Here is a 26,137-nt window from a genome sequence, read left to right on the forward strand (position 1 = left end):
ACAGGTCGGACATCACCCGGTCGACGTTGCCGTCCAAATGGCGATGACGCCGCTCAGCATGTCGAGATCAGAATGTGCTTGATGGTCCTGGCATCTGAAGCCGCTCCAAAATCCATGTCTTTGAAATGAAATAAATATTATCAACTGGAATATTATCATCGGTGCAAGCGGAACCCATGGCTTCCATTCGCCCGCTTTTAAAAGCACATAAACCGTAACACGGGACAGGTTCTTTTCGCAACACCGCATGACTTTTGCCGCGCCGCGAAAAAAATCACTTGAAATGCCGCCAGTTCCCGTGCTTTTTGAAAAGTAGATTTTGGTAATTCATATTTTCAAACATTAGATCCGCTCCGGTTCTTGTATTTTATAGATATCTCACTGGTCTCCGGCATTACGGGAGACGAACGAGCCGGAATGGACGCCATACATTTTCGATGAAGGAAAATAGAGCGTATCCGCATGAGAATTCTCCATCTTAGCAGCCTTTATCCGCCGCATATCGTTGGTGGATGCGAACGCTCGGTCGAACATCTCGCCGAGGAACTCGTTGCCATGGGCCACACGGTCGGCGCCGCCTGCATCGGGCGGCAGGCCGAGCCGAAAACGGTGCGCAACGGCGTTACCGTTTACCGCATGTTCCACAACAATGATTTCTGGCTTGAGGACTGGCCGCAATATTCGCCGCAGCAGCGGCGTATGCAGAAGCTCAAGCAGCAGTGGAATTTCGACGTCGAAAAGCAGTTCGAGGCCGTTCTCGATGATTTCAAGCCTGACGTTCTCAACACCCATTCTCTTTTGGATGTGACGACGCTGGTGTGGCGGGCGGCGCGAAAGCGCGGCATTCCGATCGTCCATACCATCTGCGAATATGATCTTCTCTGCGGCAATGCGGCCATGTTCAAGGCTGGCAAGCCCTGCGAGCATATCCATCTCGGCTGTCAGGTGGTGAATTTCTCCAAGAAATTCACCCAGCGTTACATCAGCGCGGTGGCAAGTGTGGGCACCGAAATCCTCAAGACGCATGTCAATCACGGGCTTTTTCATCACATCCCGGAAAGCCTGCGCCGCGTCATCTTTTATTCCTGCACGGTGCCGGACGGCGACCCTGTGGCACGCCGACAGATCGACCGGGCTGGCCGGCCGCTGACATTCGGTTACATCGGCCGCATCAACACCGAAAAAGGCGTCGGCAACATGGTCGATGCCTTCAAGGAAATCGGTCACGGCAACTGGCGCTGTCTTGTCGCCGGCCATGCGATGGATGATTCCATCGAGCGTTTCACGGCTCAGGCCGGCGATCTGCCGATCGAGTTCGTCGGCTGGGCAAAGCCGAAGGAGTTTTTCGAAGAGATCGATGTGCTCATCGTTCCTTCCTTCTGGGCCGAGCCCTCGCCGCGCACCATTTACGAGGCCTATGCCATGGGCGTGCCGGTCATCGGCGCGGCCTCGGGCGGTATTCCCGAATTGATCGGTGAGACCAACCAGGACTGGCTGTTCGAACCGGGCAACGTTTCCGAGCTTGCGGACCGCATCCGCCGGGTTTTGACTTTGTCGCGCGAAGAGCTTCCGACGGAGGCCGATTTCGGAAACATCGTCGAGGAATCCACCTCGCGCCGCGTCGGCGAAAACTACGTGAAACTTTATGAGGACGTACTGGCGAAAAACAGGGAAGGCCGAACCTTACGCGCATCCTAAACCGGCAACGGACGCGGTCCGTTGCAAGCGTTTCTTCCAAGGAGAAAGCACATGGTAAAAGGCAATATCGGCCCAGTCCATTTCCCCGTGCCGGATTTCGGTCGTTTTTCTGCCGCTACGGTCCGCGCCCTGTCGTTGCCGGCCTTCCAGGCGGTGGGCTGATGGCGGAGCAACATTCGATAGGCAGCGCTGCCATTACCGGAGTCTTCTGGTCCATCGTCCAGAACTGGGGCGGCAAGCTTTTCACCTCCATCTTGTTTATCGTCCTCGCCCGGTTCCTCAGCCCTACCGATTACGGCATGGTCGCAACTGCCGGGCTGGTGCTGATGCTGATCCAGATGGTGTCCGAATTCGGTTTCGGCGACGCTATCGTGCAAAAGCGCAATCTGGAGCCAAGCGACGTCAACCTGCCATTTTATGCCTCGGTCACAGTTGCGACGCTGCTGGCCGTAACCGTTTGCGTATTTTCGTCCGAATTGGAACGCTGGTTCGAGGTCGAGGGGCTGGCGCCGATCATCGTGGCGATCTGCATATTGCTGCCGTTGAACACGGCCTCGCTGTTTCAGGAGGTCAATTATCGCCGCGCACTCGCCTTCAAGCCGCTGGCGATCAGAACCTTCATCTCGAATATCGTCGGTGGGGGCGTGGCGATTGCTTTTGCAATCATGGGTCTCGGCGTCTGGAGCCTGGTGGTTCAAACCTATGTCGCAACCATCGTCACGCTGATCTGGCTCTGGCGAAAACCACACTGGCTTCCGGGTACAACGCTCAATCCCCGCAGCTTTGTCGAGCTGCTTCGCTTCGGCACGTCTGCTCTCGGGCTTCGTATCGTGGATTTCGGCGCCACCCGGCTGATCGATTTCATGATCCTCGGGCGCTACGGGGTCGCGCTTTTTGGTCTCTATACCGTCGGCAGCCGACTTTACCAGCTTCTGATGCAATTGCTCCAGGCGGCGCTTTACGATGTTTCGCTGACCGTGCTTTCGCGCATATCGCACGAACGGGAAAGGATGGCGGCGCTTTACAAGCAATCGATCACCATGTCGGCGATCTTCTCGACACCGATCTTCGTGCTCTCCGCAGCACTGGCGCCGGAAATTTGCAACGTGCTGTTCGGTGCGCGGTGGCAGGGTGCTGATGGTGTGGCGCAACCGCTGCTGCTACTTGGCGCGCTGCAATGCGTTCAGTTTCAAAATGCACCGTTCCTGTCCGCGCGCGGCAAGCCCGACAAGGTGCTGATCGCTGGAAGCGTCAAGGCAATTTCCACCATCCTGCTGATCCTGCTGGTGCCAACAGACAGCATCCGGGAGATCGTCATTGTTTATGCTTTCGGGCAGCTGACCTCGACACCCTTCACATTTTTCTTCGTTGCACGCGAGCTAGGCATCGGGCTGTGGAGGATATTCCTGCTGCTCCTGCCGAGTTTTGCCTCCAGCGGCTTCTGCTTCCTGCTCGTTCAGTGGATGCGTCCTGAGATCAAGCTGCTGGGCGCCGGGGATTTCATATCCGGCATCCTGCTCGGGTCCATTTTCGGCGTGGCATATCTTCTCCTTCTAGCCCTGACTGCAAGAAGCGAGGCCCGGTCCGCCATCGCGCTCGTCATGGGCAAAATTATTTCCCGAAAGGAAAGCAAATGCGCAAGCTGATAAAAAAGATGCTGCCAGCACCGCTGCGTCAAAGAGTGGTGAGCTATATCGAGCGGCGCAACCGGGATATCGCGTTCCGGCAACTCTTCGACGATTTGCAGGCATTAAAGGCCGGCATGAAGCCCATCGTTGCCGGCGGCCCGCTGCGCCGGCTTTTGATCGTGGCCGGTGATCCCATCACACTTTTCGGCTCGCTGGGCGATGATGCGATGATCACCGCGACGCTGCAACATGCCCGTGCCAGCAATCCCGATGTCGAGATCGATATCCTTGTCGATGGCATGGCGCATGCCGATGCCGCCTACCAGAGGGGCTTTGTTCCCGTCGATATCTTTAGCAAGCCGGACTTCATAAAGGCCCTCGCCCAGCGGTTCCAGACAAGGCAATATGATTGCGTGGTCGTTGTCGGTGCCGATGTCATGGACGGATATTACCATCCGCTGGTCAGCGCAAAACTTCTCGCAAGTGCGGATCTGGCCGCCGCTGCCGGCATCAAAAACGTCATTCTCGGCTTCAGTTTCAATGAAACGCCACATGCCGATCTCGCCATGTTCTATCGATCGCTTCACCCGGAATGCTCGCTGAAGGTGCGCGACGTCATCTCGCTCGAGCGTCTGCAATCCTTCGCTAAGACGAATGCGGCGCTTGTTGCCGATTCAGCTTTCAGCCTTCAGCCATCCGAGCCCGATAAGGACACGCGGTCCTGGATCGCGCGAAAGAAGGCCGAGGGATACAGGGTGATGGGCTTCAACCTGCATCCCATGCTGTTCAAGAACGCGGATCGTGCGCAGACCGAGGCGATCATCAGGAATGCGGCGGATGCATTGCAATATGCCGCCGATGCACGGCCGGTGTGCTGGCTGCTCATCCCACATGACTACCGTGACAATGTCGGCGATCAGGCCTATCTGAAAGCCATAACCGAACTGGTTCCGGGCGCGCGGGCCGACAGGGTGCGCTATCTTGACGGCAAATGGTCGGCCCCCGTTTTGAAGGGCATCGCAGGCCAGCTTGACGGCCTCGTCAGCGGGCGCATGCATCTTGCCATTGCAGCGCTCGGCAAGGGCGTCCCCGCCATATGCATCGCCTATCAGGGCAAGTTTGAAGGGCTGTACCGGCATTTTGGCCTGTCTGCCGCCAATCTGCTTTCGCCGTCCGCATTCCTCACGCAGGACGGGATAAAGAAGGCGCTGGTAGAATTTATCGATCAGTCCGACGAGATTCGCGAGCGTGTCGGGAAAAAATTGCCTGATATTCTTGCGATGTCGAAGAGCAATTTCCAGGTGTTCGAGACCTTCTCGGCACGGGCCTGAGTTCGGCCATGAAGGTCGCTTTCGTCTCGGCATTTCCGGTCGTTCCTGCCAATGAGGGCGCGCGGAGTAGGATTCTCCAGCTGACGCGTGCCGTGCGCAGCCTCGGTCACGAGGTGCATTTTGTCCATGTCGATGGCACGATCGCCGCCGATTTCGATCGGGCGGGGCATGAGGCGGAATTCGGGGCGGGTCATTTGCACCTTGTTTCCCGGCAGGCAGGCGGGTGCAAGAACAGGCTTGCCGGCGATGTCGGTTTCGACATCGGCTTGACGGTGTTTCGGGCCGTGCGAAAGGTCCATCGCCTTCTCGGCCGCGATCGTGGTTTTTATAACCACCTCGATGAGTTCTATTACCCGGAAATCGGCCGGCAGGTTCGGGATATCCAGCACCGGCTTGGCATCGATGCCGTCATCGTCGAATATGCTTTCCATTCGAGGGCATTTCTGGGCTTGCCCGATGATGTGCTGCGTATTCTCGATACGCATGATTCTTTCGCCAACCGGCATAAGGCCTTCATCAACACCGCGAACAAATATGGATACTGGTTCTCGGTGCCGCCGGCTGTCGAGCGCAGGGCTCTTCGCCGTGCGGACGTGGTTGTCGCCATTCAGGAAGAAGAGGAACAGGCGTTCCGGCGTCGGCTGGGGGCGGAACCGCCGGTTGTCGCAACCGTCAGCCATATTCTCGATCTTGGCGGAAGGGTGGAGGATTTCACCGCGAGCGATTTTCTGTTTCTGGGCTCCGGCAATGATGCCAACATCATTTCCCTGAAAGCTTTCCTTCAGAACGTCATGCCGTTGGTAAGAGCGGCCCGACCGGATATTCGTCTGGTCCTCGCAGGCGGAATATGTGGCAAGATCGACGATGGCGAGGGCATTCTCAAGCTCGGCCGTGTCGATAATCTGAGGGAGGCATTCACCCGAGCGCCGCTCTCGATCAATCCCATCACGCTTGGAACGGGCATCAACATAAAATTGCTCGACGCTCTGGCTGCGGGCGTTCCCACGATCAGCACCCGAACAGGTGCTAGGGGGCTTTCGGACCGATGCCGGCGCGGCGTGGTCATTGTCGGCGATAACGATCATCAGGCTTTCGCCGACGCCATCCTGCAACTGGCCTCCAGCCGGGATCAGCGGCAGGAGCTGGGAAACAGGGCCTTTGAGGACGCCATTGAGTGGAACCGCCGCCAGATGACGGTGCTTGATCATATTCTGACCGGCAGGAAACCCGGATAACGAAGAGTCTTCCGGTTGGAGGTGACAATCGGTGATGCCTTGTCGGGCGTACGGAGGGTTGTTCTTGGTGGGTGGATCGATGTATTCAGGGGCCGGATCGTCACTTGAACCCACTGGTACATGGAAACGTCGCTTTATCTGCCCGTCAAAGACTTTCTTGAAATGGCTGGTTACACCGTCAAGGGTGAAGTTGGTGGTTGCGACCTCGTTGGTTTGAGCGATGACGACCCCGCCGTTGTCGTGATCTGCGAGCTGAAACTGAGCTTCAATCTGGAACTTATCCTGCAGGCGGTCGATCGCGCGGCTGTCGCGGACGAGGTCTGGATTGCGGCGCGGGTCTCGGCCAAGGGCAGGGGGCGTGAGGCCGACAAACGCTACCGGGATCTCTGCCGCAGGCTCGGGATCGGCATGCTCGGTATTTCCGATGCCGGCGATGTCAGCATTATCGTCGGCTCTGTGACCCCCATGCCGCGCACCAATCCGAAACGCCGTTCCCGGCTGATGCGCGAACACCAGAGGCGGCGCGGTGATCCGGCGGTGGGTGGCAGCACGCGCGCACCGATCATGACCGCCTACCGCCAGCAGGCACTTGGCTGCGCCGTGGCGCTGGCATCGGGGCCGATGCGCGTGCGGCAGATCAGGTCCAGCGTGCCGGATGCGGGCAAGATTCTGCTTGCGAATGTCTATGGCTGGTTCGAACGGCTTGATCGGGGCGTCTATGGCCTGACCGAGGCCGGGCAGGAAGCGCTGCAGCGATGGCCGCAACCGGCAATCTGAGACGAATTGCCGGTCGCGGGCGTCGATGAGGTCGATATTGATCGACCGTCGCAAAGGCAGGGGTCGGCCTTCCCCCTCGTGACGAGTGTACCCGCGCATTTCATAAAACCGGAAGGCCTTTGCGGCCCTCCGGATGTTCTAAAACGGCAGCGGCTTATTCCGCCGTTGCCTGAATGTCGACCTTGTCGAGCAGAAGCATCGGATTGTCGGATGCTGCAACGAGGTCCAGAAGGCCGAGGCCATTTGCACCTGTCGACTTGACCGTGACCGTCAGCGTTCCCGGGGTGCTGATGAAGCGGCCGAGCGCTTCCACCGCATTTTGCAGCTTCGGCTGGTCAGCCGCGACTTCCTGCAGCAGGGCACTTGCCACCAATGTCAGGGTGGCGCGTACCTGGTCTTCGGTCATGTCGTTCTGCAGGGCATAGAGCTTGATCGCCTTGGCCATCAAACCCTCGTCCTTGATCGTGAGTTTTACCTCGCGACCAGCCAGCCCGAAGAGCGCAGCCTGGGCCCGATTGATATCGAAGGAGAAGAACTCTTCGGTAAACCCGCTCGCCAGACCGGAGAAATTGACGCTGCCAATATCCTTGCCGCTGAAGAAGATTTCCCGGATCATCAGATTGTTGTTCGGCTGGTCCCAGCCCGCGGAGAGGCCATAGGACAGGGCGAGCGACTCGATGCCCAGCTTGCGCGCCTCGACGAAAACCTCCTCCGACGAGTCAGCCGGGATGGGGAGGGAGAGATCGTCCTGCCTGATTTTGATATCCGTCGGGATGCCGTTGAAGGGCTTCGTCAGTCCCATCTCGAAATTCTTGAGCGTGAATTTGATGCGGTCCGGTGTGCCCTTTGAAGTATCCTGTGTTTCTTCTTCGTCCGACTTCTCGGGCGCAGCCACATCGACATTGATGCCGCCGACACGGAACGTACCCAGCTCGGGTATCAGACGGTTGAACGGGAAGGTCTCAATCTGCGTATCATCGAGAGCGGCGAGCTGGGAGATTGCCTCGATCGTCGAACTCCAGTCAAAACCCTTGAGGCTTGCCTCATCGAATTTGATCGTATCGTCGCCATTGCCGATCGACATGCCATTCAGACCGAAATCGAGCTTGCGGCCGTCCATCTGCATGTCGATACGGTTGATGGTCGCCTTGATCCTCTTGCCGGCCGCTCCCTCGCTTTCGTCAGGCGCGTCCACCTTGAACCCGATCATCTGCATGTCGCTCTTGCCGACAATATCGAGAATGGAGATGACCTTCTTGAAATAGGCCTGGCGTTCCTCCGGGGAAAGCTCCTCAGGCTTCTTGTCAGCCGTAAGGGCTTTCAAGGTTTCCAGAAGCGGTTCGGCCGGCATGCGGGCGGTGAAGCCATTGCTGCGGATTTCGTCGTAGCTGAACTGACCATCACCTTCCGAGAACGAAATCGTGCTGACGGACAGCGGACCGTAGAGAGGTTTTGCGTCCTTGTCTTCCGGACCGGCCTTTTCCGTATAGAGCCGGGCGAGATAAGCGACGTCGATATCCTGACCGGCGATGGCGCCCGTCGAGACGGCCATATGCTTCTTTTCCATGGCGCCGTTATTGTCCGGCAGATCCATCTGGATATCGAAGTTGGCCTTGTCGATGGAATAACGGGCGATCCGGCCGCCGGCGATATCCGAGAAAGCCACGTTCTTGTAAACGGTCTTCTGCTCGCTGGTCGTGATGGACTGGGTAAGGGTCAGCTCCGGCGTGGAGATGCGCGATGTCGCGAAGCGCTCGATGCGCTTTGCGAGAGAATGGGCGTTGCCATCGGTTGCTGCTGTCGCGGGCCTTTCAAAGGCGGCATTTTCGACACGCGCATGCGCCATCGAGATTTTCCCGGCGGGCATATCGATATTGATGTCATTCATGTCCAGCGCGCCGTCCAGGAATGGCAATTTTGGGCGTCCGTCGATGGCCGCGATCTTGATGTTTTTGCCCTCTTCGAGCGGCAATGTCAGATCGCGAACGTGGATTTTTCCAAGAAAATCGACTTCCACAGAACCGGCCGTGGCACCGCTGCGGGCAACGAGTTCGCTGACCTTGGCCTGGTAGAAGGTTTTGCCTCCCACGACACCTGCTGCGGCAACGGCAATGATCGCAACCGCCGCCCATAGAGCCTTACGCCGGCCCTTGCCGGTCTGTGTAGTTGTCTGTTCCAAGAATTCGTCCTCTGTGACGCCAAATGAGACTGTGCGCCTTTTAAGCACGCAAAAGTTGCTGCGCAAGCCGCTGTCAGGGGAAAACCGCGCGTATTTCGCGATAACCCCTTCGCAGTTTCCGGTGTGATCGTCGAGTTTCTGCGAAGGTCACAGCAGCAATGTTGCAAGCGACGCCAGCAAAGCCGGTGTCATGACCACGACGCCCAGTTTGAGAAAGTCCAGCGCGCTCACGTGCAGGCCTTCGCGCCGGAGTGCTGAAAGCCACAGGATGGTTGCAAGCGACCCAGTGACCGACAGGTTCGGTCCCAGGTCCACGCCGATCAGGACGGAGGCGGTGACATTGTCTGGCACCTGTGCAGCCTGAACGGCACTTGCGGCGAAGAGGCCAGCCGGCAGGTTATTAACGAGGTTGGAGAAGAGGGCGACGGCCACGCCGCCAATACCGATGGCCTGTGCCTCGGAATGCAGGCTCAGCGCCTTCAATTGCTCGGCGACCACGGCGGTGATGCCCGTATGGCTGACAGCCTCGACGATGACGAACAGACCCGCAACGAGCGGCAGCACACCCCAGCTCACATCCTTGATGATCTCCACCGGGTTCTGCCGCACGATGGCAAGAACGAGGATGGTCGTGATCACGCCGGCAAGGAACGTCGGAAGGCCAAGGTCCATGTGGAATGCAGAGGCTGACAGCAGTACGGCGGCAGTTGCCAGCAGGCCGGCGCCCGCGAGTTTCGCAGGCAGGCTGAGGGTGGGGCGTTCCACCCGATCCGCGACGGTGTCTTCGGCGAGAACACGGCGCTGCGACCAGTAAAGGGCGAGAAAGGTGACGACGATTGCCGCAATCGACGGCAGCAGGAAGGTGTCCAGCCAGCGGGACAGCGGCGGCATCTCGCCGCCGGCGAAAATGACGAGGTTGGCAGGGTTGGAGATCGGCAGCACGAAACTCGCGGCATTGGCAATGAAGGCGCAGATATAGAGGTAAGGAAGGGGATCCTTGACCCTGGCAGCGCGGCATGCCGCATAAACGGCGGGCGTCAGGACAACGGCGGTTGCGTCGTTGGAAAGAAGCGCGGTCACAATCACGCCGATCAGGTAGATCAGCACGAAGAGGCGCCGCGAAGACCCTCTGGCGTAGGAGATCGCGACGGCGGCAACCCAGTCGAACAGGCCCTCACGCCGGGCAAGCTCGGACAGCAGCATCATTCCGGTCAAGAAGAGGTAGACGTCGAGACCCTTGATCACCCCCGACCAGACTTCCGCAGGCGTCAGAATACCGAGCGCGAGGATCAGCAGCGCTCCGGCGACGGCCCAAATGGCCTCGGGCAATCGGAAAGGCCTGATGACCACGCCTGCCGCAGTCGCGACCGCGATGGCCGCCGTATAATACGCAGCGCTCATGTGTTTCCTTGATGCTCGTTGTTGAGGTTGATCAGGTGGTGGGTTGCGTCAGGTTATTTCAGTATTGTTTTTCGCGACGGGGCGGCCTGTCGAGAAAACGAGAGATCACCGGCGTCCTATACAATGTTGGAAGCTGGCTGACCAGAAGTCTGCCGAGAATTGCACAGCCGAGAAGGCTGGTAGTGTTCCGTGCTCGACGCTTTCCGTCGATGCGCGGCGGTTGCAATCGGCGGGGAGATCGTGCTTGTTCACGGTTCAAATGGCATCTGCACGTTTTCCAGCACGAGCAAATGCCGGCACCGACCCGCCAGCTGACGCACTGCATCGAGGAGTAAGGCATGAAGAAGCTCATCAACGACCCATCCACCGTTGTCCGGGACATGCTGGAGGGCATCGTGGCGCTCAGCCCCGAAACCATCCTGCTTGAGGATGAGAACGTGGTCATAAGGTCTGGTCTGCCAGTGGCGGAAAAGCGCAAGGTGGCGGTGCTATCGGGTGGCGGCAGCGGGCACGAGCCGGCTCATGCCGGTTATGTCGGTGCGGGCATGCTGACGGTCGCGGTGGCGGGCGATGTTTTCACCTCGCCGAGTACCGATGCGGTTCTCGCCGGTATCAGGGCTGCGGCGGGACCTGCCGGTGCCCTTGTCATCGTCAAGAATTATACCGGCGACCGGCTGAATTTCGGACTGGCGGCCGAGCTGGCGAGAGCCGAAGGAATTCCTGTCGAGATCGTTGTCGTCGCCGATGACGTTGCCCTGAAGGACACGGTTCCTCTCGATCGCCGCCGCGGGATTGCGGGGACGGTGCTTGTGCACAAGCTCGCCGGGGCCGCGGCGGAAAAGGGGCTTCCTCTTCAAGAGGTCGCACGTATTGCCCGGCACGCTGCCGGCAGGCTATCCTCCATGGGTATCTCGCTGGGCTCCTGCACGCTGCCGTCCGTGGGCAAGCCGGGCTTCGTGCTGGGTGAGGTCGAAATCGAAGTCGGGCTCGGCATTCACGGCGAACAGGGCGTGCAGCGGATGCCCATTGCATCGGCCGATACGCTGGTGAAGCTGGTGATCGAAACGATCGAAGCCGATGGCAAGCTTGCCGGCGGAGATCGCGTCGCGCTGCTTGTCAACGGTTTGGGGTCCACGCCGCCGATGGAACTCGCCATCGTGGCACGGTCGGCGGTCGCGCAGCTGGAGGCGAAAGGTATCGTCGTGGAACGGGCCTGGGCCGGCACTTTCCTGTCGGCGCTTGATATGCCGGGTTTTTCGTTGTCCGTCATGCAGGTTGACGACGCAGCGCTAGGCCTCATCGATGCGCCAACCGATGCTGGCGCGTGGCCGCGCGGCGGTGCGGTAAACCACGCGCGGGTTCTGCCCTCGGCAAAGGCGGAAAAGGCTGTGATTGCGGCAAACAGGAGGACGGCAGCTGGTGATCGGCTGCGTTCGGCTGCAGAGCGGGCCGCGAAAGCCCTGATCGCCGCGGAGCCCAGGCTGACGCAGCTTGATAGTGTTGCGGGTGACGGGGACCTTGGCGCCAGCATGATACGTGGTGGCGAGGCAATCCTTGCACTGCCGAAAGAGAGCTTCGGTGACGTCTCCGATGGTTTGATGGCGATGGCAAATGCAATGCGCAAGGCAATCGGCGGAAGCTCGGGCCCCTTCTATGCCACCGGCCTCATGCGCGCTTCACGCCAGCTGGCAGGGATCGACCAGCCAACGGCCCAACAGATGGCGGAAGCATTCGCGGCGGCGGTCGTTGCCGTTACGGAACTGGGTGGTGCGAAGCCGGGCGACCGGACGATGATCGATGCGCTGCATCCGGCAGCAGAAACGTTCAGGGACAAACTTGCGGCAGGCGCTTCGGCAGAGGAAGCATGGCGATCCGCCGTGGCGGCAGGCCTGGCGGGTGCTGGGGCGACGGCTTCGATGAAGCCGCGGCTTGGACGCGCAAGTTATCTTGGTGAGCGGGCTGTCGGCCATCCCGACGGCGGCGCGGTCGCCGTCGGCATCTGGCTCGAAGCGATCGGGGGGGCTTGAGGATAGGCGTATCCCGGGTTTATTGACGGAGCGGTGGCGGTGATATTCTGCTGTCTCATTCTATGCATTGCAGAACGGTCATTGACGGGTCGAAGGCTCAGCCGATCAAGTGCAAACCCGCATCCGAGAGCCTGAGAACGGTAAGCCTGCCCGTGGTAAAGGCGCCGGTGTCGATGCCGATGCGCCGCGGGCCGGTCTCCGGTTGTTCGACCGGCGTGTGCCCGTGGACGACAAGGAGGTCCAGTCCGGCCCCCTGTGACAGGAAAGGTTCGCGGATCCATAGCATGTCTTCATCGGTCTGCGCATCCAGCGGCAATCCCGGCCTCAAACCCGCATGTACGAAGATAGAGGACCCAATCCGGGCGTAAATGGGCAGGCTGGATAGAAGCTGACGATGGCTCGGCGGGATTGCGCCAAGCAGCGCATCCCTGAATGGCTGCAGCCTGAGCTTACCCTTGTGCATGAAATAGTCGATGTCGACGCCGTAGGACAGAAGCGTCTGGCGGCCGCCAAAGTCCAGCCAGTTCATATTCTCCTGCGGATTTTCGAGAAAATCGTGGAAGAGTTGCTCGTGGTTGCCGCAAAGCGCGATACGACGAAGCGGCGCGGGCGGCGCTCGCAGCAGATGGTCGAGAACGCCGCGGGAATCGCGTCCGCGATCGACGTAATCACCAAGCAGGACCACCAGCGCCGGGGAGGGATCGGGGCCCAGATCGGCGAGGATTTTCCGCTCCGCCTGTAAAAGCAGGTCGAGGCTGCCGTGGACGTCGCCAATGGCGTAAATGGGGAAGGAGGCCGGCTTGTCGCCAAGGTCTATTCTGCGCCGCCTCCGGTCGTCGCGGGGGGCTGGTTGCTTACGACCGCGAATCCAGTTGAATACCTTGGGCATAGCTGCCGATACTGTCTCTCCCGCACAAGGTCAAGAGTGATCGATTATCTGCCGGGGCCTACTCGAATGAAGCCCCAAATATGTGTTTCCGGCGGTCTAGAGTTTAAGCCAGACGCGCGGGTTTTCATGTGACTGGATCTTGATCCATTTCAGATCGACCGCTTTCCACGGTTTGACGACGTTGGTGCGGTTATCCAGAACCAGATCGCCCTGGCTTGTGCTGACGACCAGGACGGCATGGCCGATACCATCAGTGGTACGGGCCGTCGCGATGCGCAACGCGCCCGAGGGCCAGCCGGCGCGCAGCAGGCGCTGCCGCTTGGTCACCGCGAAATCATCGCAGTCACCGCTTGCCGGGTTCAGCTTCCAGTCGTCTTCACCGTCCGGCTCGCTGGCATAGCGGATCGAGGTGTTGATTTCGGCGTTGATGCGCTGGAGTTCCATGCGCGTCTGTTTTGTCAGCTCGACCATGTCGCCGTCGCCGATGCGGACGCATTGATCAGCGGCGCCGTCGCAGAATTTCGCAAAGGCAATGGGCGCGATGGTCGGGCGGCTTGTCGGCATGAACTGGCCGGGCCGAGCGGCACCCGGCTTCTGGGCGAGGCCAAGCGGTACGGCCGACGCCGTTGTCGCAATGCTTGCCGCCACGCCGGCGGCGACGGCAAAAATCTTTGCCAGACGGATTTTTTTCTTCGCCATGTCCTTGCCCCTGCACAGTTGTCTTCTCTTGTGCTGGCACCATAGCGGCCCTTTCTTGCAGGCCGTTTAAGTCGATGGATTGCATTTTAGTGAAATCCGATTTTGTCACGGCAAGCTGAAAGCGGTCTGAATGAGCGGGCCGGCGCTCACCTGCAGCGCGTTTGACCCTCGCTGTCAACGACACAGGTCTGTTGCGGGGCGGCCCGCCTGAGTTCGCGCCGTGTTTCGGGTGAGGTGCCGCCCGCCGGCGGCCGGTCATAATTTCGGTAAACCTCGAAATTTCGCCCGCCGAGGGTTCCCTGCGCACCGCCGCGCCCATCCGGCGTCACTTCAAAATTCTGGTATTGCTGGGCATGGGCACCCGTCGCGAGGCCGATCATGACGGAGAGAACCCCTGCCGCCAGGCTGCCCCGCACTATCGTTGCCTGCCGCATGCGCAACCTCATGACCGTTTCCTCCAACGAAGCAATGCCGGACGCCGCCGTTGCCGCATATTTGCCACGGCAGGCGCGCATTGGTTTTTCGTTGAAGGTCATCATACCACCGATATTGCGTCCGCCGTGAGAATGATTTTGTGGCTGGCCGAATCGCCTTCCCGCCGCATCGGCCCAAGATGCCACATGGCAATGGCATCGCCCGGCCTCCAGGAAGTCGAAAACGGCCCTTCCGGGGCTTAAAAATTAAGCTCTTTGCCGCTGCATTTATAGGCTTCACAATCCTGTAACAACGGACCTAATATACAGGTGCAGATGCCGAATCGCTCAGGAGAAGCCCTTGACGATTGCAGTTTCACCACAGGCCCTGCCGGCGCTCGTTCTGAACGCAGACTACAGGCCACTGAGTTATTACCCCTTGTCGTTATGGTCCTGGCAGGACGCGATCAAGGCCGTATTTCTAGACCGTGTGAACATCATTGCAGAATATGATCACGCGGTGTCATCCCCCAGCTTTTCCATGCGGCTGCCGAGTGTCGTCAGCCTCAAGACCTATGTGCAGCCCACCCGCAATCCCGCCTTTACACGCTTCAACGTTTTCCTTCGGGACAAGTTCGAATGCCAGTATTGCGGCACGCGGGACGAATTGACCTTCGACCACGTCATCCCCCGCGCGCATGGCGGTGAAACAACGTGGCACAATGTCGTGGCGGCGTGCTCGCCCTGCAACCTTAAAAAAGGCAGCAAGCTTCCCAAGCAGGCGGGCATGTTCCCGGCGCAGAAGCCCTTCCAGCCGACGGTTCAGGATCTGCACAATAACGGACGGTTGTTCCCGCCCAACTATCTGCACGAAAGCTGGATGGACTATCTTTACTGGGATACCGAACTGCAGCCCTGACCTTTCAGAGACTGCAACGCGGTTTTTCCGCTTACCGGCTTTTACGGCTCGCGCCAAAAAAGGCGACTGCCGCAAGTGCAACGCTTGCGATGACGTTCCAGCCCGCAAAAGAAAGGCCGAGCACCCGCAACGCAGCGTCGTTGCAGGAGGGTGCCTTGATGGCGTTCAGATTGCCCAGCAGATCGCCGGCATTGGTGGTGATGGAAGGTGCGCCGGTCGCGCAGGTGATCGGGCCTGCCCAGAAACCCCATTCCACGCCGGCATGATAGACGCCAAGCCCGGCACCGATCAGCATCGCGACACCGATCAGGGCAAGAAGCAGCCGCGTGATCTGGGTCGGCAGTTTGAAGACGCTGGTCGCAATGGCCAATATGCCCAGCGGAATGGCGTAATAATAGGGATCGCGCTGCAACAGGCAGAGCGCGCAGGGCGTATAACCGCCAATATGCTGGAAACCGAGGGCGGAGCCGACGGTGAAGATCATCCCTGCCGTGACGCCGAGAGCGGCGAGCGTGCGGCTGTTGTCGGCGGTGGTCGCATTGGCCATGTTGTTTTCCTCAAACTTCGAAAAGAAGCAGATATCCCGGACGGGCTTTCAAAAAGGCGGGCGTGATGGCGAAATTAAGTCGCGGTCTTCACGGGTGTAACGGGATTCGTCTAATCCAGTCCGCTGCATCTGGCAAATGAAAGCCCGGCACTCCTGGCGGGATGAGCAAGCAAAGTTTCGTGAGCGCGCCGAGGGCAGGGACCGGTGAGGTTTCCTGCGACGCGCCGCGCGAGGCAAGGAAAATTGATGCCCTCGGGTAGCGGAAGCTCGGAGTGGTGAGAACTATGCCTGATGGAGGTGGGCCTCGCCCTCTTGCGAGCGATGGATGAAAGCCATGATGCCTTGGCTCATATCGGCGTAGACGCCGTTATTTTCCACTGTACCCTTCACGCTGTAGCGGTCCATCACGACAATGCGATCGGCGAGCGCCACCATTTCCGGCATATCGCTGGTAATGACGAGAATGGCAGTGCCGTTATCTGCCAGCTCGCGCAGCAGGTCATGCAGATAGGCCTTGGTCTTGATGTCGATGCCGACGGAGGGTTCGTCGACGATCAGCAGTTTTACATCGGCGGCAAGCCATTTGGCGACGCTGATCTTCTGCTGGTTGCCACCTGAGAGGTTGCCCACGGTCTGGCTGAGGCTTGGCGTCTTCACCTCCAGCTTTTGCAGGAAAGGTGTCACCGCCGCACGGATGCGCCCATCCGAAAGCACGCCGAATGCATTTGAGAGTTTGCGCCAGATGGGAACGCCCGCATTGGCCAGAACGGAGTGCTGGAGAATGAGACCATCTCCCTTGCGGTCTTCGCTGACATAACCGACGCCATATTCGTGGATCGCTTCGGCAACGGAGCGGATGCGGGCGGGCCGGCCTGCAATGCGGAGATTGCCGGTCGTGACCGCGAATTTTCCCATGATTGATTTTGCGAGCTCAGTACGCCCGGCGCCGACAAGTCCGTAAAGACCGACAATTTCGCCTTTGCGCACGGACAGGCTGACATCGCGGTGACCGATCGCTGTCGATATGTTCTCAAGTTCCAGCACCATCGGATTGTGTTCGACCGCGCGTTTGCGCCAGCCGCCGCCGCCTTCAGCGCGTCCGATCATCAGGCGTACGAGATCCTGTCGTCCGAGACCCTCCATGGAGCGGCTTTCGCAGGCGTTTTCACCATCCCGCAGCACTGTCACCCGGTCGCAGATGTCGAGAACCTCTTCCAGCTTGTGGCTGACGAAGACGAGGCTTGCGCCATCGTCGCGCAGACGGCGCAGAATACGGAAGAGATTGTCCGTCTCACTCGGCGTCAGCGATGTGGTGGGTTCATCGAGCAGAAGAACCCGGCTTTGCAGGGAAAGCGCCTTGGCGATTTCCACAAGCTGCATCTGTGCGACGGAGAGCTCCGATACTGGCGTTGCCGGATCGATTTCCAGATTGAGAGCCTGCAACCAGCGGCGCGCCTCACGGTTCAGCGCGGCGTAGTCGATGGGTTTGAGATAGTGGGCCCCGAGCTTTTCCATATGGATGTTTTCGGCAATCGAAAAGCGCGGAATGAGGTTGCGCTCCTGATGCACGACACCGATGCCGCGCGCAATCGCTTCGCGCGGATTGCCGAAGCGCACCTCCTGTCCATCGACAAGGATCTGGCCGCTGGTTTGATGATGGACACCGGTGATGACCTTGATGAGTGTCGATTTGCCAGCGCCGTTCTCACCCAGCAGCGCGTGGATCGAGCCGGGTTGCAGCGAAAGATTGACGCCCTTGAGGGCTCTGACACCGGGAAAGACTTTTTCGATGTTTCGTGCCTGAAAGACGGGTTGCTTGTCCATGATGTCAGGCCTTCCCTGTCTTTTTGCCGAGATGCGTTTCGCGCAGGCGGTTGATGCCAACGGCGGCGAGGATCATTGCGCCCAGCACCACCTGGACGAGGAACGGATCGATGGAGAACAACACGAGTGCCTGCGTGATGATCGCCACGATGACGACGCCGAGCAGGGTTGCCCCGACGCTGACATGCCCGCCCGCCAGCACGGCACCGCCGATGACGGGCGCGGCAAAGGAGAGGATGAGCCAATCGTCGCCGATGGAAGGCTGGCCGATCTGCAGGCGGGAGACAAGCAGGATACCCGCGACAGATGCAAGAAGACCGGAAATGCCGTGCGCGACGATCACCGTGGTGCGCACCGAAATGCCGGAAAGCTCCGCCGCGTGGCTGTTGCCGCCTATGGCAAGGATGAAGCGGCCGATCGGCTGGCGGCGCAGCATGAACCACAGGGAAAATGCGATGACGATGGTCGGGACAGCAAGCCACGGAATGGGCCCGGCAATAAGGGCCGAACCGAAGTTTTTCACTGACTCAGGTACACCGTAGAAGGGCTCTGCCCGCGTAATGCCAAGGTTGATACCTTTGTAGATCGACAGTGTTGCCAGCGTGATGACGAAGGCGGAAATGCCGGTGATGGCGATCAGCAGGCCGTTGAGCATGCCGCAGACAATGCCGATCAGCACCGCGGCAATGGCAGCGACCGGCGCCGGAAGCCCCCAGACCTGCATCAGCCCCGCAAAGGAGATTGCCGCAAGGCCCCCGATCGCACCGACGGAGAGGTTCATCTGGCCGATGGCGATGATGATCATCTGCGAAAAGGCGATGAGCGCGTTGACCGAGATGGCGAGAAGCAGGATCTGGATATTGAAAGAAGACAGGAAGTTGGGGCTGAAGCCACGGATCAGCACAATTGCCAGCACCGTGACCAGCAGGGGGCCGAACCAGTCGGTTCTGGCAAGGCGAAGAAGGGTGTTGTCAGTCGTCATCGTCCAGTCCTCAAGCCAGATTGCGCCGGGCGAGATAGCTTCGCCGCGCCTTATCCATCAAAACCGCCAGCAACAGCAGCAGGCCAAGAAATGTCTGGACCCAGAATTCACCGAGCTGGAGCAGCAGCAGGCCGCTGGTCAGCATGGTGACCAGAAGTGCGCCAAGGCAGGTGCCAAGCACCGAAACCTTACCGCCTTGCAGCAGCGTGCCGCCGAGAACAGGGCCGAGAAAGGCGGGCAAAAGCCAGTCCTGCCCGAGCTGGCCGGCCATGGAAGGAATGGCCGCACCTGTGCGCGTCACCAGCATCAGGGCTGCGAGCGCGGCAAGCAGGCCCGACAGCATGTGACAGGCAATAAAGATGCGGTCGACACGAATGCCTGATAGTTCCGCCGCCTCGGGGCGCGCACCCGCCGCCAGCATTTCACGGCCAAGAACGGTGGACCGGTAGAGAAAGGACAGGGCCAGCGCGGTTGCGAGCGTGACGAGAAGCAGTGGTGAGAAATAGGTGGCAAGTTTCATCTTGCCGAAGGCGGCGAAGATCGGTGGCAGGCCGCGATAGGCCTCGGCGCGCGTCAGGAATATCATGACGCCGAAAAAGATGCTCATGGTGGCAAGTGTGATGATAAAGCTGTGCAGTCCCGTGCGGATGACGGTCCAGCCGTTGATGAAACCGAGTGCTGCGCCCGTGGCAAGGCTGCCGATGAGCGCGAGCGGCCACGGCACGCCAAGCACCTCGATCAGATAACCGCAGGCCATGGCCGCCGAGACGCCAATCGCGCCGACGGCGAGATTGAGGCCGCCGGTCACGATCACCGCCATCATAGACAGGCCGATCATGATGTTGATCGCAGCGCTACGGCCAAGCGTGAACAGGTTGAAAGGCGAAAGGAAGCCGCTGGCCGCCACGCCGAAAATGACGGCGAAGACGACGATCAGCAAAATGAGGCCGAATTCGTTGGTAAGGAAAAAACGGCTTTGCGACAGGCTGGAACCCATTCGTTCGTCTGTGTCCTGTGTGCCTTTTGCGAGCAAACTATCGTTCACGGTCATGAAACTGTCCCGGTACTGGTTCGGCCCGAGGCACCTTTAAGGTTCGCCTCGATATTGCGCCGCCGGCGAAGGACGGCGTTGCGGCGGCATTGGTTGCCGGGCGTGATCGTAAGCCGCCCGGCAACCGCAAAGGAGTTGTTTATTTGCAGCTCAGATACGTCGTATCGAAGTTTGCGAGCAGCTTTTTGGTCTCGGCGCGCATGGCGTCGATATAGTTGTCGACCTTGCCGGCATCGACATAGGCGGTGCCGGAATCGATGAACCTGGTCGTCAGCGCGTTGGACTTGAACGGCGCATCTTCCTTCACCTTGCAGCCTGCCTGCAATTTGCTGAGCGCGAAGGAACCGATATAGCCCTGACCATAGGGGTTCTGAAGCATGGTGCCGTCAACGAAACCGTCCTTGATCGCCTTCAGCACCACTTCATCGTGGTCGATGCCGACCATGTGGATCCGCTTGTCGCCGATCTTGCGCAGCGCGTTGGCGGCGACAACCGCCGGCACCCAGGCGGTGGTGACGATGCCGTCCACCTCGGAGGCATGGGCGGCGAGGTAGGCGTTGATCTTTTCTTCGGCGGGTTCCGGCGCGTCGATATCGGCAATGACCTGTACCACCTCGGCGCCGGCTTCGTCAGCGGCCTTCTTCACGGCATCGATGCGAAGCTGGGTGTTGGGGTCGACAAGGAAGCCGGTGAAATGGGCGATGCGTTTTTTACCCGTTCCCATTGCCTTGATGAGTTCCTTGGTGCCAAGATAGGCAGAATTGCCGGTATCCGTGCCGAGGCAGAAGGCGGCAGGTGAGGGGTCTTTGAAGCAGCCGGCACCGGCAATCACGTTCGCGCCGTTGCCGGTCAGTTCCTCGGCCGTGGAGACCGCACCAACGGGATCGCCGGGGAAAATCAGGAAGCCGTTATACCCCTGGCTGAGAAGGCTTTCGAGAAGCTGGTTCTGCTGCGCCAGTTCCCATTTCTGCGGAACCTTGTAATCCGCGCCCGCCAGGCCGAAATCCTTGGCAGCGTCCTTTCCGGCCTGTTCCCAGGCGGCGAAATAGGGATGCGGACCACCCGGAACGAGAGCGATCCTGCTTTGATCCGCCGCCTGCGCAAGACCGCAGGCTCCAGCGCCGATGATTGCGGCAGCGACGAGGCTGCGCATGAAATGCGTCATGTTTTTCTCCTCCATGAAACGGCCTGCATCCATAAAAAACGACTGGAACCCTCCCTTAATCGCTCTTTCTCCCAACAGCCGGCTTGCGTAAGCAGGATGGACCCTAGTATACTTGTATCCAAGTGGCAATCGGATTTTCACGACGGCCTTGGAAGAGGGAAGCGCTCATGACGAAAAACACCAGCGCCGGCTTTGCCGGACGCGGCGGCCAACAGGAGGCCTCGGGCCCGGGGATCGAAAGCGTGGAGCTTGTGGTCAATCGTTATGGACCGGTGGCTGATCAGGTTCATGCGGCCCTGCGCCAGGCCATTGTCGAGGTGCGATTGGCGCCCGGCGCGCCCATTAGCGAGAACTCGATCTGCCGTCAGTTTTCCGTATCACGCACCCCTGTGCGGGCTGCCATCCAGCGCCTGTCGGAAGAGGGGCTTGTGGATGTCTACCCGCAACTCGGCAGTTTCGTTGCGCCGATCAGGCTCGGTGAAATTCAGGACAGTCACTTTATCCGCCGTTCGCTTGAAGTGGCCCTGCTGCGCGAAGTTGCGCCGCGATGGACGAAAGAAATGAGCCGGACGATGCGCGATGTGATTGCCGAACAGGAAAGGGTGATTGCCGCCAATGACGCCAATGGCTTTTTCCATGCCGACGAGGCGTTTCACCGGCTGCTCGGCACGTTTTCCGGCCGCGAAGGCGTCTGGCAGGCAATCCTTGCCGCCAAGGTGACGCTCTCGCGGTTTCACCGCTACTGGGCGAAGCCTGACCGTCTGCCCGCGGTAATCGAGGAGCACCTCGCGGTCGTCGACGCCCTCGACCGGGGGGATGCTGAGGGCGCGGAAAAGGCGCTGGTGACACATCTGGATATGGTTTTCGTGATCTACGAACAGTTGCCCGAAGAAGAGCGCAAGCATTTGTCCATTTGATAATGGACGTGGAGGAGACGGAATGGAACTGAGACACAAGACCGCGCTCGTGACCGGCGCGTGCGGCGGCATCGGCCGCGCCGTGGTGACGGCGCTGGTGGCGCAGGGCGCAAGAGTGCTCGCCTTCGATCGCGACATCAAGGCTGTTACGGCGCTCGCGCAGGGGTTTGACGGTGCCTGCGATCCCATCGCCGTCGATCTCGGTGATGCGGCGGCGCTGCAGGCCGTCATGAAGGATATAGCCGGCCGTTTCGAGGTCATCGATATTCTCGTCAACAATGCAGGCGTGCTTTCGCCCCACAAGCTCGCCGCGACGACGCTTGAGGAATGGCACAGGCTGATGGCGGTCAATCTCGATGCCGCCCTGCTGCTGACGCAAGCCGTCGTTCCCGCCATGAAGGAAAACCGCTGGGGCCGCCTGATCAACATCTCCTCCTACGCCTGGAAATCCGGTGGACTGACGGCGGGCACGGCCTATTCGGTTTCGAAATCGGCGATGGTCGGCCTCACCTATTCCTCGGCGCGTGAACTCGCCCCCTTCGGCGTTACTGCCAATGCGGTGGCGCCGGCCTATGTGGTGTCGCCGATGATCATGGAACAATTGTCGGAGGAAGACCGTCAGCGGCAACTCGCAGCCATTCCCGTCGGGCGTTTCTGCCAGCCGGAAGAAGTGGCGCATGCCGTGCGTTTCCTCGCCTCACCCCTGTCCGGTTTCATGACCGGAACGGTCGTCGACATGAATGGCGGCCTGCAATTCGGCTGAGATACGGAGACAACAACGTGACCAATCGTCTTTCCTCCCTTGCGCTCTCCCATCTGCCGCAAGACGTGGCTGTGCCCGTCTATGACCGTAAAGCGGTCACGCCGGGCATCGTCCATCTCGGCGTCGGCGCTTTTCACCGGGCGCATCAGGCCGTGTTCATCGATGATTGCCTGGCACGCGGCGAAACCGGCTGGGGCATCGTCGCAGCCTCGCTGCGCAGCGCGGACACCCGTGATGCGATTGCACCCCAGGATAATCTCTACACTTTCTGCCTGCGCGACGGCGAAAGGGAGATGCTACGGATCGTCGGTTCCATCCTGGAGACCATCGTTGCCCCGGAAAATCCGGAGCGTCTTTTGCAGGCGATAGCCGATCCGCAGGTCCGGATCGTCACGTTGACCGTGACGGAAAAAGGCTATCTCGCCGATCTGTCCGCAGCGGCGCTTCTTCGCGATCATCCCGATGTCGTTCATGATCTGGAACATCCGCAAAGGCCCCGTTCGGCGCTGGGTTTTCTGCTGGAAGCGACAAGGCGCAGGCGTGCGGCCGGGGCGGTGCCGCTCACTCTGCTCTCCTGCGACAATCTTCCGTCCAATGGCCGAATCCTGCACCGGCTTCTGGTGGAGATGGCTGGTTTGGCCGACAGCGAACTCGCCGCTTTCATCGCTGGGAATCTCTCCTGCCCCTGCGTCATGGTGGACCGCATCGTGCCCGCCACCACTCCAGGCGACCGCGAGCGTGTGGCGGCCCGTCTCGGCTGCGAGGATGCCTGGCCGGTGATTGCCGAACCTTATTTCCGCTGGGTAATCGAGGACCGCTTTCCCCATGGCCGCCCCGGCATCGAGCTTTCCGGCGCTGAACTCGTCGATGACGTCGAGCCCTATGAACATATGAAGCTCAGAATGCTGAATGGCGCCCACACCGCCATGGCCGCCATCGGTCAATGCAGCGGTCTGGAGACCATCGCCGATATCTATGCCGATCCGCGAGTAAGAGGTTACGTCGACCGTTACTGGCGGGAGGTGGGTTCGACCTTGAGCCCGGCTGTCAGCGGCCCGGACTATGTCGCCGGCTTGCGCCAGCGTTTTGCCAACCCCGCACTTCGCCACCGCGCCGCCCAGATTGCCTCGGACGCCTCCCAGAAGGTGCCGCAACGCATTCTTGCGGCGCTTGCGGAACTGCGTGCCGCAGGTGCTGCGAATACGGCCGCTCTTTTTGCGGTTGCCCTGTGGATACGGTCCTGTGCGGCGCTGAACGAGCGTGGTGAGCCCATCCTCATGGCCGATCCGGCCTTTGCGGAATGGAGTGACCCAACCAGTGCCGGCGAGGACCCAGATGCGGTCGTCGACCGGTTTTTAACATTCCGTCGTGTCTTCGGTCCGGAATGGCGGTCTGACGAGGCGTTCGTGACGGCGCTGAAGGTCGCCCATCGCGACATCGTCCAATATGGCGCTCTCGACGCCATCGAACGGCATTTTTCGGAGGAGTAGACTATGAAGGAAACCTGGCGCTGGTTCGGAGAATCGGACCCGATCACTCTTGAGCATGTGCGGCAGACGGGTGCCAGCGGCGTGGTGACGGCGCTGCACCAGATCCCCGATGGCACCGCATGGCCGGTGGACGAGATCGCCAAACGCAAGGCGATGATAGAGGCGGCCGGTCTGGAATGGAGCGTCTGCGAATCCATTCCGATGGAACAGTCCGTCAAGCGCGGTGACGCCGATGCCCCGAAGGCGATTGCGCGCTGGAAGGATACGCTCGCCCGTCTCGGCCGCGCGGGTGTTCCCGTCGTCTGCTACAATTTCATGCCTGTCGTGGATTGGACGCGCACCAATCTGCGCTGGCAGGCGCGCAACACCGGATTGGCGCTGCGCTTCGAAATGGCGGATTTCGTCGCTTATGACGTCTTCATCCTGAAGCGTGCCCGTGCGGCAGAAAATTATGATCCCGCGCTGGTGGCGCGGGCTGAAGCGCGTTTCGCGAAAATGGGCGAAGAGGAACAGTCGCTTCTGGAGCGCAACATCATCGCCGGTCTGCCGGGTGGCGCGCTGGTGCAGACGCGCGACTCCATCGCCGCGCTGATTGCGTCCTTCGATGGCATCGACAGCGCGACCATGCAGGGCAATCTTCTCGCCTTTCTGCGGGAGGTCGTGCCTGTCGCGGAGGAGGTCGGCGTGCATCTCGGCATCCACCCCGACGATCCGCCATTTTCCCTGTTCGGCCTGCCGCGCGTGGTATCAACACCATCGGATATTCGCGCCATCCTGTCGGCTGTTGAAAGCCCGAATAACGGCATCACCCTTTGTACCGGCTCCTACGGCGCACGCAGCGACAATGATCTCGTGGCGATGGCAAAGGAATTCGCATCCCGTATCAATTTCGCCCATCTGCGAAATGTCACCGTCGAGGCGGATGGTTCGTTCTTCGAGGACGATCATCTGGATGGCGGAACCGACATGATCGGCGTCATCGAGGCGCTGTTGCGCGAGGAGCGGGCTGCCGCCCGGGCGGGCCGCCGGAGGGATATTCCGATGCGACCGGACCATGGCCACCTGCTGGGTGACGACATCACCAAAAAAACCAACCCCGGCTACTCCTATATCGGCCGCATGAAGGGTCTCGGCGAGCTCCGCGGTGTCATCCGAACCATCGAGCGTCAGCTACGTTACGAGGAGGCCACCGCATGAAAAGCCGCAAACTCGGACGCACGGCACTGTCGCTGAGCGAGCTTTCTTTTGGCGCAGCCGGCATCGGCAATCTCTACCGCAGCGTCAGCCGCGAAGATGCGATGGCGACACTACAAGCTGCCTGGGATGCCGGTATCCGTTATTTCGATACTGCGCCCTATTATGGGCAGGGCCTTTCCGAACGCCGCATCGGGGATTTTCTACAGACGAAACCACGCGATGCATTCGTGCTATCCACCAAGGTCGGGCGAATCCTGAGGCCAGCTGAGGGCGTGACCCCGGATTACGGTTTTGTCGATGCGCTGCCTTTCGTGGTGGAATACGATTACAGCTATGATGGCATCATGCGGTCGCATGAGCAGAGCCTTGCCCGGCTTGGCCTCGGTTCGGTGGATATTGTCTATGTCCACGATCTGGAGGCGAGCACTCTGGGAGAGGAAGCCTATCGCCATCATTTCAGGATATTCACCGAAAGCGGCATCGAGGCGCTGCACGAATTGAAGGCGAAGGGCAAGATCGGTGCGTTCGGCCTTGGCGTGAACGAGGTTGCGGCCTGTCTCAATCTCATGGAGATCGACGAGATAGACTGCATCCTTCTGGCAGGCCGTTATACCTTGCTAGACCGTTCGGCAGCAGCACGGCTGCTGGGGCGTTGCGCGGAGACCGGCACCTCCCTCATCATTGGCGGCGTCTTCAACTCGGGCATTCTTGCAACCGGCGCAAGGCCAGGCGCGACATTCAATTATAGTGAGGCAGCACCCGACGTCATGGAGCGGGTGCGCGCCATGGAAGCCCACGCCGCCCGCCACGGCGTCGCACTTGCTGCCGCTGCCTTGCATTTTCCGCTGCAAAACGCCGATGTCGCCAGCGTGCTGATCGGCACGGCGAAACCGGACAGTCTCCGGCGCAATCTATCCATTTTCGAAACGCCCGTGCCGGAGGCCGCCTGGGCGGGTTTTGACACGCTCGCTCTTTAAGATTGACCGATACGACGGGAGGAGGACG

22 protein-coding genes are annotated in these 26,137 nt (G+C 60.0%); 12 read left to right on the forward strand and 10 right to left on the reverse strand.

Features of this window, described 5'->3' with window-relative positions; all coding sequences use genetic code 11:
* Positions 1–462 precede the first annotated feature (462 nt).
* The 5 genes from ACFVTJ_RS11350 (at position 463) to ACFVTJ_RS11370 (ending at position 6,669) form a co-directional block, all read left to right on the forward strand.
* A complete protein-coding gene (locus ACFVTJ_RS11350; protein ID WP_386907362.1) occupies positions 463–1,698 on the forward strand; it encodes a glycosyltransferase family 4 protein in 1,236 nt (411 codons plus the stop codon).
* Positions 1,699–1,859: 161 nt separating this feature from the next.
* Complete coding sequence (locus tag ACFVTJ_RS11355; RefSeq protein WP_386907364.1) at positions 1,860–3,344, forward strand: lipopolysaccharide biosynthesis protein; 1,485 nt, start codon at positions 1,860–1,862, stop codon at positions 3,342–3,344.
* On the forward strand, positions 3,332–4,657 hold the full coding sequence (locus ACFVTJ_RS11360; RefSeq protein ID WP_386907366.1) for a polysaccharide pyruvyl transferase family protein: 1,326 nt from the start codon (positions 3,332–3,334) through the stop codon (positions 4,655–4,657). Before ACFVTJ_RS11355 ends, ACFVTJ_RS11360 begins: the two co-directional genes overlap by 13 nt.
* Before the next feature lie 8 nt (positions 4,658–4,665).
* Positions 4,666–5,892 carry a glycosyltransferase family 4 protein gene (locus tag ACFVTJ_RS11365; RefSeq protein WP_386907368.1) on the forward strand — a complete coding sequence of 409 codons (1,227 nt, stop codon included), beginning with the start codon at positions 4,666–4,668 and terminating at the stop codon, positions 5,890–5,892.
* A 120-nt stretch (positions 5,893–6,012) separates the two neighbouring features.
* Positions 6,013–6,669: a DUF2161 domain-containing phosphodiesterase gene (locus ACFVTJ_RS11370; RefSeq protein ID WP_386907370.1), complete on the forward strand. Its 657-nt coding sequence runs from the start codon at positions 6,013–6,015 to the stop codon at positions 6,667–6,669.
* A 154-nt stretch (positions 6,670–6,823) separates the two neighbouring features.
* On the opposite strand, the gene ACFVTJ_RS11375 is transcribed toward ACFVTJ_RS11370, so the two are convergent.
* Both ACFVTJ_RS11375 and ACFVTJ_RS11380 read right to left on the reverse strand, forming a co-directional pair.
* The gene (locus ACFVTJ_RS11375) at positions 6,824–8,848 is read right to left on the reverse strand and encodes a hypothetical protein (protein WP_386907372.1); all 2,025 of its coding nucleotides are present in this window, start codon (positions 8,846–8,848) and stop codon (positions 6,824–6,826) included.
* Positions 8,849–8,995: 147 nt separating this feature from the next.
* The gene (locus ACFVTJ_RS11380) at positions 8,996–10,249 is read right to left on the reverse strand and encodes an arsenic transporter (RefSeq protein WP_386907374.1); all 1,254 of its coding nucleotides are present in this window, start codon (positions 10,247–10,249) and stop codon (positions 8,996–8,998) included.
* Positions 10,250–10,587: 338 nt separating this feature from the next.
* Here ACFVTJ_RS11380 and ACFVTJ_RS11385 point away from each other — a divergent pair, with 338 nt between their 5' ends.
* Entirely contained in the window at positions 10,588–12,276 is a 1,689-nt protein-coding gene (locus tag ACFVTJ_RS11385; RefSeq protein ID WP_386907375.1) for a dihydroxyacetone kinase family protein, read from the forward strand.
* Positions 12,277–12,373: 97 nt separating this feature from the next.
* On the opposite strand, the gene ACFVTJ_RS11390 is transcribed toward ACFVTJ_RS11385, so the two are convergent.
* The 3 genes from ACFVTJ_RS11390 to ACFVTJ_RS11400 form a co-directional block, all read right to left on the reverse strand.
* Positions 12,374–13,165 (reverse strand): metallophosphoesterase family protein, encoded by a 792-nt coding sequence (locus ACFVTJ_RS11390; RefSeq protein WP_386907377.1) that lies wholly within the window; start codon positions 13,163–13,165, stop codon positions 12,374–12,376.
* A gap of 96 nt (positions 13,166–13,261) precedes the next feature.
* The gene (locus ACFVTJ_RS11395; RefSeq protein ID WP_386907379.1) at positions 13,262–13,864 is read right to left on the reverse strand and encodes a transglutaminase-like cysteine peptidase; all 603 of its coding nucleotides are present in this window, start codon (positions 13,862–13,864) and stop codon (positions 13,262–13,264) included.
* A 146-nt stretch (positions 13,865–14,010) separates the two neighbouring features.
* Positions 14,011–14,400 carry a hypothetical protein gene (locus ACFVTJ_RS11400; protein WP_386907381.1) on the reverse strand — a complete coding sequence of 130 codons (390 nt, stop codon included), beginning with the start codon at positions 14,398–14,400 and terminating at the stop codon, positions 14,011–14,013.
* Between the two features lie 238 nt (positions 14,401–14,638).
* Here ACFVTJ_RS11400 and ACFVTJ_RS11405 point away from each other — a divergent pair, with 238 nt between their 5' ends.
* Positions 14,639–15,196, forward strand: a complete 558-nt coding sequence (locus ACFVTJ_RS11405) for an HNH endonuclease (RefSeq protein WP_003585610.1) — start codon at positions 14,639–14,641, stop codon at positions 15,194–15,196.
* Positions 15,197–15,227: 31 nt separating this feature from the next.
* Here ACFVTJ_RS11405 and ACFVTJ_RS11410 read toward each other — a convergent pair whose 3' ends face one another.
* The 5 genes from ACFVTJ_RS11410 to ACFVTJ_RS11430 form a co-directional block, all read right to left on the reverse strand.
* Complete coding sequence (locus ACFVTJ_RS11410) at positions 15,228–15,743, reverse strand: disulfide bond formation protein B (RefSeq protein WP_386907384.1); 516 nt, start codon at positions 15,741–15,743, stop codon at positions 15,228–15,230.
* 282 nt (positions 15,744–16,025) lie between these two features.
* Positions 16,026–17,567, reverse strand: coding sequence for a sugar ABC transporter ATP-binding protein (locus tag ACFVTJ_RS11415; RefSeq protein WP_386907386.1), 1,542 nt, complete (start codon positions 17,565–17,567; stop codon positions 16,026–16,028).
* A 4-nt stretch (positions 17,568–17,571) separates the two neighbouring features.
* The gene (locus tag ACFVTJ_RS11420; protein ID WP_386907387.1) at positions 17,572–18,549 is read right to left on the reverse strand and encodes an ABC transporter permease; all 978 of its coding nucleotides are present in this window, start codon (positions 18,547–18,549) and stop codon (positions 17,572–17,574) included.
* Between the two features lie 10 nt (positions 18,550–18,559).
* On the reverse strand, positions 18,560–19,600 hold the full coding sequence (locus ACFVTJ_RS11425; protein ID WP_386907389.1) for an ABC transporter permease: 1,041 nt from the start codon (positions 19,598–19,600) through the stop codon (positions 18,560–18,562).
* A 139-nt stretch (positions 19,601–19,739) separates the two neighbouring features.
* Entirely contained in the window at positions 19,740–20,780 is a 1,041-nt protein-coding gene (locus ACFVTJ_RS11430; RefSeq protein ID WP_386907391.1) for a sugar ABC transporter substrate-binding protein, read from the reverse strand.
* A 152-nt stretch (positions 20,781–20,932) separates the two neighbouring features.
* On the opposite strand from ACFVTJ_RS11430, the gene ACFVTJ_RS11435 reads away from it, so the two are divergent.
* The 5 genes from ACFVTJ_RS11435 to ACFVTJ_RS11455 are packed head-to-tail and all read left to right on the forward strand — an operon-like array spanning position 20,933 to position 26,109.
* Positions 20,933–21,682: a GntR family transcriptional regulator gene (locus ACFVTJ_RS11435; RefSeq protein WP_386907393.1), complete on the forward strand. Its 750-nt coding sequence runs from the start codon at positions 20,933–20,935 to the stop codon at positions 21,680–21,682.
* A 22-nt stretch (positions 21,683–21,704) separates the two neighbouring features.
* Positions 21,705–22,445, forward strand: a complete 741-nt coding sequence (locus ACFVTJ_RS11440; protein ID WP_386907395.1) for an SDR family NAD(P)-dependent oxidoreductase — start codon at positions 21,705–21,707, stop codon at positions 22,443–22,445.
* Between the two features lie 17 nt (positions 22,446–22,462).
* Positions 22,463–23,935 (forward strand): mannitol dehydrogenase family protein, encoded by a 1,473-nt coding sequence (locus tag ACFVTJ_RS11445; protein ID WP_386907396.1) that lies wholly within the window; start codon positions 22,463–22,465, stop codon positions 23,933–23,935.
* A 3-nt stretch (positions 23,936–23,938) separates the two neighbouring features.
* A complete protein-coding gene (uxuA, locus tag ACFVTJ_RS11450; protein WP_386907398.1) occupies positions 23,939–25,132 on the forward strand; it encodes a mannonate dehydratase in 1,194 nt (397 codons plus the stop codon).
* The gene (locus ACFVTJ_RS11455; RefSeq protein ID WP_386907400.1) at positions 25,129–26,109 is read left to right on the forward strand and encodes an aldo/keto reductase; all 981 of its coding nucleotides are present in this window, start codon (positions 25,129–25,131) and stop codon (positions 26,107–26,109) included. The genes uxuA and ACFVTJ_RS11455 overlap by 4 nt, the downstream gene beginning before the upstream one ends.
* Positions 26,110–26,137: the final 28 nt, after the last annotated feature.

Source organism: Agrobacterium sp. NPDC058088, assembly GCF_042885035.1.
Classification (GTDB): Bacteria; Pseudomonadota; Alphaproteobacteria; order Rhizobiales; family Rhizobiaceae; genus Agrobacterium.